This is a genomic window from Pantoea sp. CTOTU50773 (assembly GCF_032082325.1).
In the GTDB taxonomy this organism is placed as follows: domain Bacteria; phylum Pseudomonadota; class Gammaproteobacteria; order Enterobacterales; family Enterobacteriaceae; genus Pantoea; species Pantoea communis.
Genome location: NZ_DAMDQC010000093.1, coordinates 1 through 16,232 on the forward strand (window position 1 = coordinate 1; position 16,232 = coordinate 16,232).

Sequence of the window (16,232 nt, forward strand, 5' to 3'; positions counted from 1 at the left end):
TACTTCTTCAATAGCGCGCAGACCTGCGCGAATCCGATCTTCGTCCGTTTCAATTTCAATGGCCGATCGTAAGCGATCCGTCAGGGCCGCCCAGCTAATGGCCACGTCCTCATCCAGCAGCGCCGTGACGGCTTCGCCAAGCATAATGTCGGCCATTTTATCTTCAAAATCATTTTTCATGGGGTTATCCGGCAGCAGGTTTTGGGCGCAGAGCTTAGCACAGTGCAGCTGGCCCGAACATGAACGGGAAGGATACCTATAGAAAACATTTACGCGGCAGTGTTAACACGCGTCACGTCAGGGGAGTCCAGCAGAGCTAAGCTGTGCTGAAGGTACCTTACTCCAGCGCCGATAATTTCTTTCTGCGGCCGCGCTGCTTTGCTACGGGCGATGAGGCTGCCGCCACCTGTGAAGGCTTTTCAAGGCGATACAGGCAGACGTCGCCCCGCTCCGCCAGGCTTGCCGGCCAGATCATAGCCGCGTTCCCGTCCTCAACGTAAAGCTCGCCCAGCGGTTGCACCACGGCCCAGGGGGCACCTAGCATACGCCGCAGTTGCAGGATCTCCAGCGCCATGGCCACAGCTTCCGCTTCATAGCTGCCCTGATTTTCTGCGATTTGATTCAAACGATCTTCACTGAGCATTACTGACTCCCCTCTCAGTTATTCCCTTTTGCACTGATAGCCCGCCAGCGGATTGCCGGATACGCACCTCAGGTTCATGCTATAGACGTCTGCGGTGTTGATAAGTCTTTTAACCCACTGCCTTTACGAAATTTTTACGAATAATAATGTGCCGTTAGCTTGCAGAGTCCGCAACCAGTTCTACGCTGGGCAGACCAGTGAAAAAAGTCTTCCAACTCTAAAATAATAAAGGCGAAAAAGATGATTCTAAGTGAGTTTATGCTGAGGTTAAACCGGTGGCCTCGCATGCATTTCACAGCAATTGAAAGCGAGCAACGTGATACCGGTATTGAGATTTATGCCATCGACTGCACAAACCAGACCAAAAGCCGGCTGCTTATTTATCGCACGCCCGACACACAACACGCTTCCGCAATGATGACGCATTTCATTAGCTGGCTTGAAAAAGCGAATCGTGGCAGAACTTTGCGGTTTGAGAGGGCACAAATAACGGCTGTCATGGCCGAGCAGCCAGCAACCAACCTTACCGCAACCTCCTAATCCTGTTGGGCCCGCTTTGGGCCCTTTTCTTTCCTGTATCTCAAACAGCCTCTCGGGTCTCCGGCCAGGCAACGGCCGCGCCTTTTGCAGTGAACAGGGCACCCTGGAAATCAGTGACACCAGCCGCCTCCAGCCACATCCATTCCTCAGGCTGTTCGATACCCGCTGCAATGACGTTTATCTCCAGCGCTGAACAACAGCGAAGCACCGCGTGTACCACCGCCTGACGGGGACCGCTGCGGTGAATATTGCGCACGATCGCTGCGCCGATGCGCACGCGGTCCGGCTGGACGTGCGCCAGCAGAGACAGTCCTGCCGAACCGTCACCAAAGTTGTCGATAGAGATACTGATACCGGCTTGCTTCAGTTGGCGTACCGCCTGAGTGAATGATTCCAGCTGAGAGATAACCTCTGTTTCACTGACGCCGAGTATTATTTGCTGCGGCACCAGCTCAGCACGGTCAATTGCGTTAATGAGCCGGCTAACGGCATCCGCAAGATTAACCAGCGTCATGGGCAATATGCTGACGTATAACATGATGTCGTCGGGACACGATCTGCCTGCCTTGTTCAGCGCCTCTGTGACGACGCTTAGGTTATACGCATACAGCGCCTCGCCGGTCAGTCCATCCGGGGCTTCATCGGGTATGGCCTCGATGGCTGTGACCTTACGACCCAGAGGATCAACCACCGGGCGGAAGGTGACGCCCACCGCAGGGAACGGGGGACCGTTCTCATCCGGTACAAAGTCCCAGTAGTCAGCGGGCAAAACCTCGAAGTAGTTTTCTTTCTCACGGGCTTCCACGAAGGTGCGTAAGAACTGCAGGCCCCGATCGTCGTATGTCAGACGATATTTAGACGTGCCGCGGTCAAGCACCGCCTGCAGCACACTGCCACTGTCATGGCGGCGCAGGTCAAACAGCTCCATTCCATGGTTGCCGAAGCGGCGCGACGGTGAGTAGTCGCGCATCAGCTCAACCACATTGTGGTGACGCCGGTCGGCGCAGATACGACCATAAATGTCCAGTACGCCCTCCTCCGGGCCCTCAAGAATCTGGAAGAAGTGCGTGCCGTTAAAGAGCAAGATCCCCGTAACCTGATGCCGGGCGTTGAGCAGGCTGGCTTTCTCCACCATACCCGGCAGGATGCTTATGGGTACCTCATCGGCAAGATGGCTTCGGTAAATAATTGTTGTAAGCATTTCTGGCTCCTTATTACCGCAGATTGTCACGGGCACCATAGCAGTTGGCTGACCATTCTCAAACCGGACCGGTAGTCACTCTCACCGCACCGCGACTTAAACGACGTAGACATCATTAAGCCTTTTTGTCCTCAACACAGGTATTAATTCATGCGGGTGCCGCGCTTCACAAAGCCAGTACGCATAGTAGCGAAGCATTTGTACGCAAAGTAATATCTTTCGATTTGAGCGCCTCCTGCATGCGTTTACCCAAAATCCTTATCAACAGTACTCAACCTGCGCGCCGCGAAAGGCTCAAGGTTACCGGCAGCACACGTCCACATTAACGCATGCAAAATCTGACGGATTGAACAGCCTGATTTAATTGTCAGAAAATAAATTTATCCGGCCACGGTTAATTCTTCGTGGATTACTTAAGTGGATTTTTTTGCATAAAGGGCCCAATAAACTCAGCAATTGATACAAATTATTACGAATTCAGCTTTTTTCAGAATAACCTACGGGCACTTTCACCATCTGCGACTACAGTGTGACGTGAGGCTGTCATCAACGTGAAACGGAGGTAGCTAATTTGTCTAATCATCACGACGGGAAAGGGCACGTCATTATTGGCGAAGCGGCATTAAGTCTTGCGCTGGGTGAAAAAGAGATAAGCGTGCATTCGCTTATTTCTGAGCTTGGACGCATGGCAAAAGCCGGCGGCAGCGATAACAGGCTCACGGAAATTTCGGAAGCCAGAAGCTGGTTGAAAAGCTTCAATGAGCCTGAACAGGCTGTCCGGTATCTGCCGTACCTGCAGACTTTTGCAGACCTGAACGACGAGAAGAACTGACGCCAAAGGACGTAGTCCGGCTCTGGCCGGAAGACGACGATGAAGATGACCTCACCGGTCTCGCCCAGGCGTGCACCGGCCGGAGAACCTGTCAGGGACGACACCCTTCGGTAGTACCGGCTTAAATCGCTTATAAAAAATGAATTTCACTACCTGACATCCCAGCATACAGTATCTCTTTTAACCAGAAGGAAACACGTATGTCCAGTTTTATTACCTTCTCAATGCAGGACAGCATTACCAGTTACACGCCAGAGGATGCGTATGCCTGGAAGATCATCCTGAGCGTCAATTTCTGGGGTCTGCCCTCACCTATAGGCACGCCTATCAGATTGCATCGCAACGTATGAATGTTTGGGCCTCCATCTGTCGTCTGTGCATCGATGACAGCATGTCCGATACGCGGGACTCTACGCTCACACTTCATGCGCGATGAACTTTTTTAATCCTAAGTCACATTACGGATAATGATTCACACTCAGTAAAGTAACGCAGCTAAACTTAATGTCATCTATTTAAAGGTGACGGGAAGAACTATGTCAGAACATTTTATTCATAATGTAGCTATACCGCTGCCAGGTCATGAAGACGAAGCACCTGGCGGCAACCACGATATTCCACCTGACCGGAAATCCCTTTACTGATTGAACTGCTATCAGACTGTTTTTTTCCGCGCATGTTTATCAGCACCGCTTATCGCGATACACTGTATATATCCCCAATAAGCGGAGCGCATCTGAAAAACGGAAATGAAATAGAGGACCTTATGCACCAGGCTGTGGCTGTCGCGCTGAAGCAATTGCTGCGTCCCAGCGGGACCGTACATGTGCATGAACTCATCGCTGCCCTCTGGCGCCTGAAGGAGTCCGCCCCGGACAAAATAATGCGCGACTCCTGTGAGCGGGCTATCAGGTTACTGGCAAAAAAACTCAACTGAAATTATGCGGCGCCAGCCGCTTTCAGACACCGGGATCGTCCGGCGTATATCCCACGATCAACTGGAGCAAAACGCGCAGGATTTCCTGCCTTTCGGCGTTATTTTCAACCATGAGCTGATTCATGATATGCCGCATAATGGTTTTGTTATTCACCGGTGCCCCTATATAAATAAGGTTGTGGATAATGTCGTCCAGCGTTTCTTTCTGTAATGCATAACGGTCACCTTTAACCATAAGGCATGCCTGTATGTGTGCAACCGTATTGGTTTCTCTCATGCTGTGATGATCCCTGAATGCTCGCGCGATTCGCGTTGGTTTAAATTGCGCATTGGCTGGATTAAAGGTTGAAGATTATAGTCCTGCAGTCATAAATACTGCCGCTTTAGTGAAGTATATGACAGTAAATGTATTGCGGAGCGAGCAAGCGCAGATTCAGAAAAAGCAGCTATTTGGGTAATTAAAACCCTGGCACTGACACATACGAAAGCGACAGGCATTACCTTACCTGCCGCCACAGTATGTGGTTATCTTAAGTCATCGTCATCTGCCATCAAGCGTAAGGTACTTTCCTGTGATGCAGTGCCTGAATGGCCTGCATCTGGTAAAAGCCACCTATCTTCACCAGTAGATTTAGCGCTAATACTACGGTGTCCTCGCAACCACTTGATGGCTTCCCTGATTGACAGCTCTCTTGAGTGACTACTGTCTGCCTTAAGCATCGCGGCCAATTCAGAGATAAGCGCATCGACGGTTATATCCTGTTCACGCACGGCTAGATTGACTGCTGCTTCACCAATAATTGCGTGACCGGTCATGTCTTCGCTGTACAACACGTTTGTACCTCGCTTATGAATTAGAGAACATTGTTTACTACGATAGTATTATAGCATTAACCTCCCCGGCTATATTATTTACCCGATAGGTTATGCCTATTCAAATATGCAACTCAATGTTGGAACTTTTCTCAACCTCTCTAAACAATAGGAATATTTGAATTACCTTGCGGCATGTAACAATCTCATCATTTATTTATAATAATGGTAGATAAGAGGTGAGTTAGAGTTTTCTATTGTTTAACTCTCACTTATGACGTTAAGGGATCGAAATTTCTCAACGCTTATGTAAACGACTTAATTAAATGCCTGGCATCATTAATGATTAGGTGACTAATCTAATAAAGTATTAACTAGCATAAGTAAAAGCAAGTTAATAACGAGATGTAATAGCAATTTGAGTCAGTAAACTGCTGATCTGAGCATAACTCAGAAGAGACATCTGATGATGAAAGTAAGAGGGGCTAGCTACATAGCTGACACAGTGCGTAAGTCAGCTATGGTTAAGTGTTTGCCAGTTTTAAGACACGTGCTGCGTGAATGGGCGCAGGTTTAGCTAAGCACCCTTACCTGAGATGATGACTACGGCGCAGGTATCCATGTCTCTGCTTCGCTATCATCGGGATAATAGTAACCATTCGGTATTGATTGAAGTTCAATCAGGCTGCCCCACGGAGCCTGAAAGTATACGCTAGCATTATTTTCGGTATCTTCATGACGGGAGTTACCATGTATTTCTGAAAGAAACCTTCCTCCCGCTGCCCTGACCCTTTCCACCGCATAATTTATATCGTCCACATAAAGAGAGATGTGATTCCAGCCAATATCCTGCAGCCTTACAGGTTGCTTCTGTTCTTCACTTTTTATCTCAAAAAGCTCGAGATTTGGACCATTACCAATCCGTAGCAAACGCTGCTTGATAATCATTGTCCCGGAGCTTAAGCCTAATTGTTTCTCTGTATCTGCTCCCTGTCGTGGATGATCATGCTCTGTTAGGCCGTTATAGACAAATTTAGCGTCCAGCGCCTTCTGTAAAAATTCAGTTGCCTGTTGCAGGTCGGGAACGGTAAGCTCTACAGGGTTTATGCCCCTGGTTGGCGCGCGCGTCGGTATATTTTCCATACATATCCTCCAGTTAGAATTATGATAACTTCTACAAAGAGTAGTACTTTTCTGCCCAATGAGCGGCGCGATAACTCATTGACACCCTTTCAATGCAAAAAAAACGTCCTGTCAGATCATTAAGGGTTAATTAGAATGCTCCTTGAAAAGCTCATGTTGCTTGAATGCAGCCTTCACGGTGACAAACGCAACGACCGGGATTGGCTCGAGCATCTTCTTCATCCTGAATTCCGGGAGATTACACGTTCAGGCATGATGGTCGATCGCTCAGACACGATCATGTCGCTATTGAGCGAGAAAACTGCAAGTCCAATCATAAGCAGCAATTTCCGGTTAACCGAAATAAATGAAAGTTGCGCGATACTTCTTTACCGTACGTCTGATGCTGACGGGAGCCGACCTGCATTACGTTCCTCTTACTGGCTACTTTCGAAAGAGGGCCAGTGGTCTCTGATTTTCCACCAGGGTACGCCTGTACCGACGCGTGCTTAGCTAATTAGCCGCACTATTGTTTTCAGGTGTGATGCCCAGCAAATTCGAATATGAAATGAGTTCGACGGGTCGGTGCAACACAACCCTCACCAAAATGGACGGCAAAATTCTGAGTACTGTGGTCTTTTAAATCAGGCCTGGTATTCAGGTTTCTCTCCAGGAAGAGGTTCTGAAAGCTCCTGACCTTCAACTCCTGCGTAAAAAATTACCAGTTCAGCCCCCTGTTCAGACGTATACCCGCGGTGTGCGCTATTTACCGTTTCATTGATCGCCTCACCCGCATTAACGCGATATGTGGCGCCTGTATTCATGTCTTCAATTGTCAACTGTCCCGACAGGACGTATGCCGTGTTAGGCATGGCATGTGTGTGCCAGGGCAGCTCGCTATCAGGAGGTAAAGACATGCGCATTACCGAAATGAGTGGCTTGCCTTTGGAATACGCTTCATAAGGCTGCTTATTCCATGCTGTCCCACTCTGAAGAATAAGTTTATGTTCGATCTTATCCGAACCTTTATTTGGGGTCAGCTCTGCGTTTGCCATTGTCTATCCTTCCAATTGTGTATTTTCATGCTTTCAGACAAAAGTTTAGCAGAAGCAGAAAGATTGCTTTTTAAGCTCAACGCCAAAACAGCTTCAGAGCCGGACGTTGAAAATTCAAATTAATAATCAGATTGGAGCTGGAATTCGTCGCCGTAATCCGTACCATACGCGACATACTTTTGCCTGCTGGCTTTTTGTCGGCTGGCGCCAACCCGTCATTCATAGCGAATCAGATGGGGCATGAAAACGCGCAGATGGTATATGAAATCTACGCGACATGGATTGAAGAGATGAATGGCGAACAGGTTGACATGCTCAACAGCAAACTGGCTATCTGATAACAGTTGCCCCCTGTATGCCCCTTTTGGTTTCTGAGACAGTAAATAATGCATGATAATCAAGAAGTAACAAAAAAAGAGCAGTACAACCTGAACAAGCTTCAGAAGCGTCTGCGTCGTAACGTGGGCGAGGCCATTGCTGATTTCAACATGATTGAAGAAGGCGATCGCATCATGGTCTGCCTGTCGGGCGGTAAAGACAGCTACACCATGCTGGAAATTTTGTGCAGTTTGCAGAAGAGCGCGCCGGTGAACTTCTCACTGGTGGCGGTCAACCTCGACCAAAAACAGCCAGGATTCCCGGCACATATTCTGCCAGCGTATCTGGAAGAACAGGGTGTCGAGTATAAAATCGTTGACGAAGATACTTACTCCATCGTTAAAGAGAAGATTCCGGAAGGCAAGACCACCTGTTCGCTCTGTTCACGTCTGCGTCGCGGGATCCTTTACCGCACCGCTACCGAATTAGGCTGTACCAAGATTGCGCTGGGCCATCATCGCGACGATATCCTGCAGACCCTGTTCCTGAACATGTTCTACGGCGGCAAAATGAAAGGTATGCCACCAAAGCTAATGAGTGACGATGGTAAACATATTGTCATTCGTCCGCTGGCCTATTGCCGCGAAAAAGACATCATCCGCTTCGCTGAAGCGCGCCAGTATCCGATTATTCCGTGCAATCTGTGCGGTTCACAGCCGAACCTGCAGCGTCAGGTCGTCGCGGATATGCTGCGTGACTGGGATAAACGCTATCCGGGCCGTATCGAAACCATGTTCAGTGCGATGCAGAACATTGTGCCTTCCCACATGGCGGACATTAATTTGTTCGACTTTAAAGGCATTCAGCACGGCGATGAAGTGGTCGACGGCGGCGATATTGGCTTTGATCGCGAAACATTGCCGGTGAAACCTGCGGGCTGGCAGCCGGACGAAGAAGACGCGCCGGAAATGAGCGTGCGACTGGATGTGTTAGAAATTAAGTAATTTGTAGACGATTCTAATTAAGGCGCAGCGCTTCGGCTCTGCGCCTTTTTTATTACCGGTGAGGTGGCGGATCGATGATCGGTGGAAACTCGGGATCGTAGGGAGGATCGGGTTCCGGAATTGGCTGCGGATGAGGAATCGGTTCTGGAATCGGTGGCGGATCGGTTGGAATGGGATCGCTGGCAATGAGTTCTTGCATGCCCTGCTCCTTATCGCTGAATGTCCTTTAAGCATAGGAAAGGAAACACAGCCAAGCCAAGCGGGGAAAAAAAAAGCCGGCGGATTAGCCGGCGTTGTACGAATCAAATGTGCTATGCAGTAATTCAAAAAAAGGAAGTAAGACAATATGGAGCGCAACGCCCATCGCTTGACGTTGCATTCACCTGCGAGAGAGAGTTTGCCCCTGTTAGGCGATCCACTTATTGATATCGATCAGGTTTTTCCCGCTTTTTTGATTACAGCACCTTATTTAACAGCGGGTTAACGCTTATAACCTGAGACTTACATTACAACCAGTTGCGTCGTTTGAGCCATATCGCCACGCCCACCACCATCACCAGCAGTAGTACGCAGAACGCGGTAAAGCCCAGCGGCCAACTACCACCCGGAATACCGCCAAGGTTGACGCCAAACAATCCTGTCAGGAATGTCGCTGGCAGGAAAATCATCGCCATCAGCGACATGGTATAGGTGCGGCGGTTCATCGACTCTGCCAGTAAAGACGCGACTTCATCGGCCAAAATCCCGGTACGCGCTACGCCTGCATTGAGGTCATCCAGTCCGCGTCCCAGACGATCAGCAACGTCCTGCATACGACGACGGTCGTCATCATTCATCCACGGCAGTTTTTCACTTGCCAGACGGGCATATACATCACGTTGCGGCGCCATATAACGACGCATCACGATCAGTTGCTTACGCAGCAGCGCTAACTCGCCGCGTGCCGGAACCTGCTGATCCATCAACGCATCTTCCAGCTCGATAATTTTGTCGTGCATCTCTTCGATAAATTCGCTGGCGTGATCGGTGAGCGCATCGCAAACATCCACCAGCCAGCTACCGCCATCCACCGGGCCGTTACCGTTTTGCAAATCAGCCAGCACTTCGTCAATGGCATACACTTTGCGGCGACGCGTGGAGACGATCACTTTGTCGTTGATAAACACGCGCATGGCGACGAGTTGATCCGGTCGTGAATCGGCGTTGTGATTGACACTGCGCAGCACTATCATAAAACCGTCGCCCAGGCGCGTGACGCGTGGGCGCATGCTGTCGCCCGCTAACGCATCACGCACGGAATCGGGGATCAGCGGGGTATTTTGCAGCCACTCGGCACTTTGCCGTTGGGTGTAGTTCAGATGCAGCCAGCACGGACGCTCACAGTTGATGACATCTTTATCTTCAATCGGGATAACCCCGCCTTTGCCGTCGAGCTGGCAGGAGATAATGGCATCCGAAACTTTTAACGCTTTTCCTTCAATGACGTTCACTGACTCGCCTCACTTTCAAAATCAATACGATACAGTCTAGCGTGGCGCAGACGAGTTGCAATCATCAGGCTGTGAGCAAAGATGACAAGATAAAGGTGAGCATCCGCAGAAAGCGAGAGCGGCGACATCGTCATTGGATGCGTCTCCTTAATCCGTTGCTACGGTTATGGAGACGCACACAATCACATCACTCTGCTGATTAGCGTCGTTATATCAGTGCTTTTCGATCCACAGTTCGCGGCTGTAGGCGACATCTTCGGGATTGGTGATCGGATAACCTTTGACCCACGGTTTGATCAGTCGCCCGTTGGTATATTGGTAGATCGGGGCGATTGGTGCCTGATCGGCAATGATCTGCTCCGCTTTGTTGTAGTCGGTATTGCGGGCAGTTACGCTGGTTTCCATGCTGGCTTTTGTCAGCACCGCATCATAATCCGCGCTGTGGAAACGGGCGATATTGCCGGTGTGTGTTGAGGTCAGCAAACTCAGGAAAGTGGAAGGTTCATTGTAATCCCCGACCCATGACGCACGAATCACGTCAAAGTTACCGCTGTTGCGGCTGTCGATGTAGGTTTTCCACTCCTGGTTTTGCAGCGTAACGTCCACTCCAAGGTTCTTTTTCCACATCGACGCCACGGCGATGGCAATCTTCTGATGGCTTTCCGAGGTGTTATACAGCAGCGTCAAATGCAGCGGCTTGCCGGGACCGTAGCCCGCCGACGTCAGCAGCGCTTTTGCCTGTGCATTCAATTCCTGCTGGCTGTGCTGTTGCAGATAACTTTGCTGAGGTGTAAAGCCTGCGGTGACATCCGGTGTAAAGTGCCAGGCCGGTTTCTCCCCGGTACCCAACACTTTCTCGGCAATAATGCGACGATCGATGCTCCATGACAGCGCTTTACGCACGCGCACATCGGCGGTCGGGCCCTTTTCGGTGTTAAAGGCGTAGTAATAGGTGCCCAACTGATCCGGCGTATACACCTGGCCCGGCAGCTCTTTTTTCAGCAGCGCATACATATTTTTCGGGAAAGATTCGGTGATATCGATATCGCCCGCGCGGTAACGTTTGGTGGCGCTGGACTCTTCATTGATGGGGATAAAGGTCACTTTGGTGAGTACGGAATGGCTGTTGTCCCAGTAGTGTTGATTGCGCACCAACACAATTTTTTCGTTCACCACGCGATCCTGCAATTGATAGGCGCCGTTGCCCACCAGTTTACCAGGCGACGTCCAGCTATCAGGATTTTGCTCAATCACCTTCTGCGATACCGGATCCATCGCGGCATTGGCTACCATGCTCGGAAACCACGGCACCGGGCGTGACAATGTCACCTTGAGATGATTGGCATCGGTGGCTGTGACACCCAATTTATCGGCACTCATTTGCCCTTTGGTGATGGCATCCGCGTTTTCGATACCGCTCAGCGCGGCAAACCACGCAAAGGGAGAACTGTTTTTCGGCTCCACCAGGCGCTGCCAGCTATAAACGAAGTCCTGCGCTGTCACCGGTTCGCCATTTGACCAGCGCGCATCTTTACGCAGCGTGAAGATCCAGGTTTTGTTGTCGTTGCTGTGCCAGCTTTCTGCCACGCCCGGCACGATTTTGCCGTGTGCGTCCTGATTGGTCAGCCCTTCAAACAGATCGCGCATCACCTGAATTTCTGGCAGCCCCACGGCTTTAATCGGATCCAGCGAAGCGGGTTCGTCTTTAATATGGCGAACAATTTCCTGAGTCGGCGCTAACTGTGCGCCCGTTGGCACATTAGCAGCAAACACCGGTGAGAAAACACCAGCAATCATTACGGCGGCCAGCGTCTTGCGGAAAGTTAATGTCATCACCACTCCTTTACCCAAAAAAATGGCGACTGCGAAGGGGTCTGCGTCGCCAGCGTCTTTGGTGACTCTATCGCAAATTGCTGATTGATATATAGCTATTTCCCTGTCTGCTGTTTACCGTTATGTTGAGGCTGAATTGTCGGTCACATTTTTAAATCCTGAAGCGCCTTGCTATCCATGCGCTCATTGCACGATTTCAGAGAGGAATGTCATGTCGTCACATCATCCCCGCCCGCTGCGCGGCAAACTCGACGCGGTCTGGCAACAATATGGGCAATCGGTGCTCGGCGCACCGCTGCTGTGGTTCCCGGCCCCGGCGGACGATGCCGACAGTGGGTTGATCATTGCCGGCACGCACGGTGATGAAAATGCCGCCGTCGCGACCTTATCCGGTGCGATGCGCACGCTGCCGGAGCCACTGCGCCGCCATCATGTGGTGCTAGCGGTGAATCCGGATGGTTGCCAGTTGGGGCTGCGTGCCAATGCCAACGGCGTCGATCTCAACCGCAATTTCCCGGCCGCCAACTGGCAAAATGGCGACACGGTATATCGCTGGAACAGCGCAGCGGACGAACGTGATGTGGTGCTGTCGACGGGCAGCAACCCCGCTTCCGAGCCGGAAACGCGCGCGCTATGTCAGTTGATCCACCAAATCAAGCCGCGCTGGGTGGTGTCCTGGCATGAGCCTCTGGCCTGCATTGACGACCCGCACCACAGCCACCTTGCGCAGTGGCTGGCAGAACAAACGCAATTACCGGTGGTGAGCAGCGTCGGCTATGCCACGCCAGGTTCTTTTGGCAGCTGGTGCGACGATCTCGGCTTGTTGTGCATAACCGCCGAGATGCCGCCCATTTCAGTGGATGAAGCGACTGAAGTGTACCTTGATGCGATGATTAACCTGCTGCGCTGGCAGCCGCAGGCTTAAGCACGCCGTGTGAAAAATGCAGCGACGGCTCAACATCGGCAGCTAGCCAGGTTGGGCCGTCAAGATCGGCGAATTTTGCGATCGGTGTCAGCGGTAACGCCGCGCGGATCGCCCTTGAAGTACACAGCATACAGCCGAGCATCACTGCAAACCCTTGCTGACGTGCCTCTTTTGCCAGCGCCAGGGCTTCCGTCAATCCACCGGTTTTATCCAGCTTGATATTCACCATCTCATAGCGCCCTTTCAACTGCGCCAGATTCTCCCGGGTGTGACAACTCTCATCCGCACAGATAGGAAGTGGGTGGACAAAGTTCGCCAATGCGGCATCTTCGGCTGCCGGAAGCGGTTGTTCGAGCATCGCAATGTTTAAATCTGCCAGTAGCTGACAGCGCGCCGCCAGCCCTTCTGCCTGCCAGGACTCATTGGCATCCACAATTAACGTCGCTTCCGGTACGGCACTGCGAATCGCCACCAGACGTTCACTGATCAAATGATGATCGAGTTTTATCTTCAGTAGACGCGCACCATGTTGCCACAACGCTAACGCGCTGCTGGCCATCGCTTCCGGTGTATCGATACTCACCGTATGCGCCGTTATGATTTCCTCTGCCAACTCAACACCGCACAGCGCCTGCAAACTTTTATTCTGTTGCTGGCGTTCCAGATCCCATAAGGCACAGTCAAGCGCATTCCGCGCTGCACCGGCCGCTAATGCCTGTTGCAACTCCGCTCGCGTCATACCATTTTGTATCGCAGGCAACTGCGTGGCAATTTGTTGCAGCACTGAGTCTTCACTTTCGCCATAGCGTGCGTAAGGAGTCCCTTCACCTACCCCTTTCAGGCCGTCCTGTTCAATCTCGACCACCACAACATGCGCTTCCGTCCTGCTGCCGCGTGAAATAACAAACGGCGAATGTAACGGCCAGGCCTCTGGATAACTCTTCACTGTTCTCATTAATTCTCCTTAAATCCGTGGCTTAATTGCGATGTGCTTCTGCTATCGCGACGAAATGCGCTCGTAAACCCTTCAAAATTATGTCATAAACAAACGCTATATCTGCTCTGGCAGGCTTAATGCCAGACTTTTTCATCGCTAAAAGGAAATCGTATGTCTCAGAATGTTCACTTTCAGGGCAATCCGGTCCCGGTTGCAGGTCACTTCCCGCAGGCTGGCGAACAGGCAAAAGCTTTCTCTCTGGTCGCAAAGGACCTGAGTGACGTCTCCCTTTCTCAGTATGCAGGTAAACGCAAAGTTCTGAACATTTTCCCAAGTATTGATACCGGCGTGTGCGCGGCATCAGTGCGCAAGTTCAACGAGCGTTCTGGCGAATCCAGCAACACTGTGGTGCTGTGCATCTCTGCCGATCTGCCGTTTGCCCAGTCTCGTTTCTGCGGTGCAGAAAACGTGAGCAACGTGGTGACCCTGTCTGCGCTGCGCGGTGCTGAGTTCAAAGAAGATTACGGTGTGGCGATTGCTGATGGCCCACTGAAAGGCCTGACTGCCCGTGCAGTAGTGGTACTGGATGAAAACGACAAAGTGATTTACAGCGAATTGGTGAACGAAATCACCGAAGAGCCCAACTATGATGCGGCACTGGCTGCACTGAAGTAAGTATTAAGATGATGTGATAAGGGCGCACTTCATAAAGTGCGCCCTTTTTTATGGCAGTGAGATAAGCGCTGTAAAATTACTCGCTCTCGCCGCGCTTCTGCCCCAACCCGTATTCTCGCAGTTTATTGGCAATCGCGGTATGCGACACTCCCAGGCGTTTTGCCAGTTTGCGCGTGCTTGGGTAAGACAAGTAGAGCCGCGTCAGCACCGAACGTTCGAAACGGCTGGTGATCTCATCCAGCGAACCTTCCATCGCTTCTTCGCCCAGCGTCACGTCTAACGCCTGCTCAGGCAGAATGATGTCCTGAGGACGTAACTCGTAGCCTTCCAGCTGCGTCAGTGCGCGATACAGCGCATTTTTCAACTGCCGCACATTACCCGGCCAGTTATAGCGTGTCAGGAACGGTGCCAGCTGCGGTGACAAACGCGGACGCGGCAGTCCCTGCTCATCGGCAAATCGCGCCACAAACATCTCTGTTAGCGGCAGGATGTCCAGCGGGCGCTCACGTAAAGGCGGCAAATTGAGCGTCAGTACATTAAGGCGGTAAAACAGGTCTTCACGGAACTCACCCCGTTGCACCAGCTCGATCAGGTTCTTCTGCGTGGCACAAATGACGCGCACATCCACATGCACTTCATGTTCTTCACCCACGCGACGGAAAGTGCCATCGTTGAGGAAGCGCAGCAGTTTTGTCTGCATGCGCGGTGACATCTCACCAATCTCATCCAGCAGCACCGAGCCGCCATTGGCCTGTTCAAAGAAACCTTTCTTGCCTTCCAGCGCGTTCGGATAAGCGCCCGCCGCGTGACCAAACAGCTCACTCTCGGCCACATCATCCGGCAGAGACGCACAGTTAAGCGCCAGAAAAGGTTTTTTACCGCGTGCGCTGCGCAGATGGCAGGCGCGTGCCAGCATATCTTTGCCGGTGCCAGTATCGCCGACAATCAGCAGTGGCGCGTCGTGCATCGCCAGTTTACGAGCCTGATCGATCACCTGACGCATTTTTGGCGTCACCGCCACGATGTGGTCAAATTCCGACTCATCCGTCACGGTGAGATTTTGCAGCTGACGGCCCATACGGGCGGTGGATTTCAGCGTGATCATTGCGCCGACGGGCTGATCGCTCTGCCCCTCTTCTTCCGCCAGATAAATTGGTCGGGCTTCCATCAGGAAATCACGGCCCTGAATAACAACGTGATGTGCCTGGGCTTCCACACGCTCATTCTCGATCCAGCGCTGGAAATTGAAACCGGTGATCAGAGTCGCGGCGTTCTGATTACGCAGCTTCTGTTCATCGAGATTAAACAGGTTTTGCGCTGCCGGGTTGGCGAGTTCCACCTTGCATTTAAGGTCGATAGAGAACACCGGCTCCGGCATAGCAATGAGTAATGCACTTAACGCGCGATGTTCACGCTCAGAGGGCATGTAGCTAACGGTGCGCACATCTGTTACGCCAGGTGTACGACGGATTTCCGCCATCAGTGTACTGAAGGGTTCGAATTCAAGGGCAGAAAAGTTGAGATAGATGCGACCGAGCGGCGCAATGTCAATACCGCGCAGGTCGATGTTGCGCGCAACCAGCAGGTCGAGTAGCTCGCGCGCCAGACCGATGCGGTCCTGGCAGAAAACTTCCAAACGCATTGCGATGAGCCTTAGTCAGGTTTTGATTTTAGTGATAATACGCTAACTTGCAGCGCCTCAGAAGGGGGCTGTCATGAAAAGTTGACAGTTTGAGGCAGGTGACGCGAAGAAGTGTAGCGGAACGACGCACAATAATCCCGCCAAATATCACATTTAACAAAGATAGTTTCACCTTTCACCCAGTTAGCAGCGTGAAAGGTGAACAAAGAGATGTTATTTAGCAGCCTGCTCTGCTTTATCCTTACTCTTAGACAGGTATTCTTTC

General features: G+C 51.4%; 20 protein-coding genes and 1 pseudogene. 8 read left to right on the plus strand and 13 right to left on the minus strand.

Annotated elements, in window-relative coordinates; all coding sequences use genetic code 11:
• Both RT340_RS14800 and RT340_RS14805 read right to left on the minus strand, forming a co-directional pair.
• The coding region (locus RT340_RS14800; RefSeq protein ID WP_313376782.1) for a hypothetical protein at positions 1–180 on the minus strand (180 nt) is incomplete at its 3' end.
• A 157-nt stretch (positions 181–337) separates the two neighbouring features.
• On the minus strand, positions 338–643 hold the full coding sequence (locus RT340_RS14805; protein ID WP_097117036.1) for a hypothetical protein: 306 nt from the start codon (positions 641–643) through the stop codon (positions 338–340).
• Between the two features lie 285 nt (positions 644–928).
• Between RT340_RS14805 and RT340_RS14810 the strand changes: the two genes are divergently transcribed.
• Entirely contained in the window at positions 929–1,183 is a 255-nt protein-coding gene (locus RT340_RS14810; RefSeq protein ID WP_211728465.1) for a hypothetical protein, read from the plus strand.
• A gap of 40 nt (positions 1,184–1,223) precedes the next feature.
• Here the strand turns inward: RT340_RS14810 and RT340_RS14815 are convergent, their stop codons facing one another.
• Complete coding sequence (locus RT340_RS14815) at positions 1,224–2,384, minus strand: diguanylate phosphodiesterase (RefSeq protein WP_160867414.1); 1,161 nt, start codon at positions 2,382–2,384, stop codon at positions 1,224–1,226.
• 571 nt (positions 2,385–2,955) lie between these two features.
• Here RT340_RS14815 and RT340_RS14820 point away from each other — a divergent pair.
• Positions 2,956–3,216 (plus strand): hypothetical protein, encoded by a 261-nt coding sequence (locus tag RT340_RS14820; RefSeq protein WP_097117033.1) that lies wholly within the window; start codon positions 2,956–2,958, stop codon positions 3,214–3,216.
• Positions 3,217–3,416: 200 nt separating this feature from the next.
• Positions 3,417–3,566: a hypothetical protein gene (locus tag RT340_RS14825; RefSeq protein WP_211728464.1), complete on the plus strand. Its 150-nt coding sequence runs from the start codon at positions 3,417–3,419 to the stop codon at positions 3,564–3,566.
• Between the two features lie 609 nt (positions 3,567–4,175).
• Here RT340_RS14825 and RT340_RS14830 read toward each other — a convergent pair.
• The 3 genes from RT340_RS14830 to RT340_RS14840 all read right to left on the minus strand — a co-directional run bounded on the left by RT340_RS14830 (position 4,176) and on the right by RT340_RS14840 (position 6,109).
• Complete coding sequence (locus RT340_RS14830; RefSeq protein ID WP_160833584.1) at positions 4,176–4,388, minus strand: biofilm development regulator YmgB/AriR family protein; 213 nt, start codon at positions 4,386–4,388, stop codon at positions 4,176–4,178.
• A 290-nt stretch (positions 4,389–4,678) separates the two neighbouring features.
• The gene (locus RT340_RS14835; RefSeq protein ID WP_097117030.1) at positions 4,679–4,987 is read right to left on the minus strand and encodes a hypothetical protein; all 309 of its coding nucleotides are present in this window, start codon (positions 4,985–4,987) and stop codon (positions 4,679–4,681) included.
• Positions 4,988–5,569: 582 nt separating this feature from the next.
• Positions 5,570–6,109, minus strand: a complete 540-nt coding sequence (locus RT340_RS14840) for a VOC family protein (protein WP_313376790.1) — start codon at positions 6,107–6,109, stop codon at positions 5,570–5,572.
• A gap of 153 nt (positions 6,110–6,262) precedes the next feature.
• On the opposite strand from RT340_RS14840, the gene RT340_RS14845 reads away from it, so the two are divergent.
• Complete coding sequence (locus RT340_RS14845) at positions 6,263–6,601, plus strand: DUF4440 domain-containing protein (RefSeq protein ID WP_306439520.1); 339 nt, start codon at positions 6,263–6,265, stop codon at positions 6,599–6,601.
• Between the two features lie 131 nt (positions 6,602–6,732).
• Here the strand turns inward: RT340_RS14845 and RT340_RS14850 are convergent, their stop codons facing one another.
• Positions 6,733–7,143: a cupin domain-containing protein gene (locus RT340_RS14850; protein ID WP_160833587.1), complete on the minus strand. Its 411-nt coding sequence runs from the start codon at positions 7,141–7,143 to the stop codon at positions 6,733–6,735.
• 136 nt (positions 7,144–7,279) lie between these two features.
• Here RT340_RS14850 and RT340_RS14855 point away from each other — a divergent pair.
• Positions 7,280–7,481 (plus strand): annotated as a pseudogene (locus RT340_RS14855) (tyrosine-type recombinase/integrase); the annotation flags it as partial.
• Positions 7,482–7,529: 48 nt separating this feature from the next.
• Positions 7,530–8,465, plus strand: a complete 936-nt coding sequence (gene ttcA / locus RT340_RS14860; protein WP_313376793.1) for a tRNA 2-thiocytidine(32) synthetase TtcA — start codon at positions 7,530–7,532, stop codon at positions 8,463–8,465.
• A 52-nt stretch (positions 8,466–8,517) separates the two neighbouring features.
• On the opposite strand, the gene RT340_RS14865 is transcribed toward ttcA, so the two are convergent.
• From RT340_RS14865 to RT340_RS14880, 4 genes are all read right to left on the minus strand, one after another.
• Positions 8,518–8,664: a hypothetical protein gene (locus RT340_RS14865; protein WP_167347098.1), complete on the minus strand. Its 147-nt coding sequence runs from the start codon at positions 8,662–8,664 to the stop codon at positions 8,518–8,520.
• A gap of 307 nt (positions 8,665–8,971) precedes the next feature.
• The gene (gene zntB / locus RT340_RS14870; protein ID WP_034821343.1) at positions 8,972–9,955 is read right to left on the minus strand and encodes a zinc transporter ZntB; all 984 of its coding nucleotides are present in this window, start codon (positions 9,953–9,955) and stop codon (positions 8,972–8,974) included.
• Positions 9,952–10,089 carry a hypothetical protein gene (locus RT340_RS14875; protein WP_176505718.1) on the minus strand — a complete coding sequence of 46 codons (138 nt, stop codon included), beginning with the start codon at positions 10,087–10,089 and terminating at the stop codon, positions 9,952–9,954. The genes zntB and RT340_RS14875 overlap by 4 nt, the downstream gene beginning before the upstream one ends.
• Before the next feature lie 79 nt (positions 10,090–10,168).
• Positions 10,169–11,788, minus strand: coding sequence for a peptide ABC transporter substrate-binding protein (locus RT340_RS14880; protein WP_313376798.1), 1,620 nt, complete (start codon positions 11,786–11,788; stop codon positions 10,169–10,171).
• A 211-nt stretch (positions 11,789–11,999) separates the two neighbouring features.
• On the opposite strand from RT340_RS14880, the gene mpaA reads away from it, so the two are divergent.
• Positions 12,000–12,713: a murein tripeptide amidase MpaA gene (gene mpaA, locus RT340_RS14885; RefSeq protein WP_211728461.1), complete on the plus strand. Its 714-nt coding sequence runs from the start codon at positions 12,000–12,002 to the stop codon at positions 12,711–12,713.
• Here mpaA and ycjG read toward each other — a convergent pair.
• Entirely contained in the window at positions 12,682–13,668 is a 987-nt protein-coding gene (gene ycjG / locus RT340_RS14890) for an L-Ala-D/L-Glu epimerase (protein WP_211728460.1), read from the minus strand. The genes mpaA and ycjG overlap by 32 nt on opposite strands.
• Before the next feature lie 153 nt (positions 13,669–13,821).
• Here ycjG and tpx point away from each other — a divergent pair, with 153 nt between their 5' ends.
• Positions 13,822–14,325, plus strand: coding sequence for a thiol peroxidase (gene tpx / locus RT340_RS14895; protein ID WP_034821364.1), 504 nt, complete (start codon positions 13,822–13,824; stop codon positions 14,323–14,325).
• Positions 14,326–14,401: 76 nt separating this feature from the next.
• Here the strand turns inward: tpx and tyrR are convergent, their stop codons facing one another.
• Complete coding sequence (gene tyrR / locus RT340_RS14900; RefSeq protein WP_313376802.1) at positions 14,402–15,967, minus strand: transcriptional regulator TyrR; 1,566 nt, start codon at positions 15,965–15,967, stop codon at positions 14,402–14,404.
• Positions 15,968–16,232 lie beyond the last annotated feature (265 nt).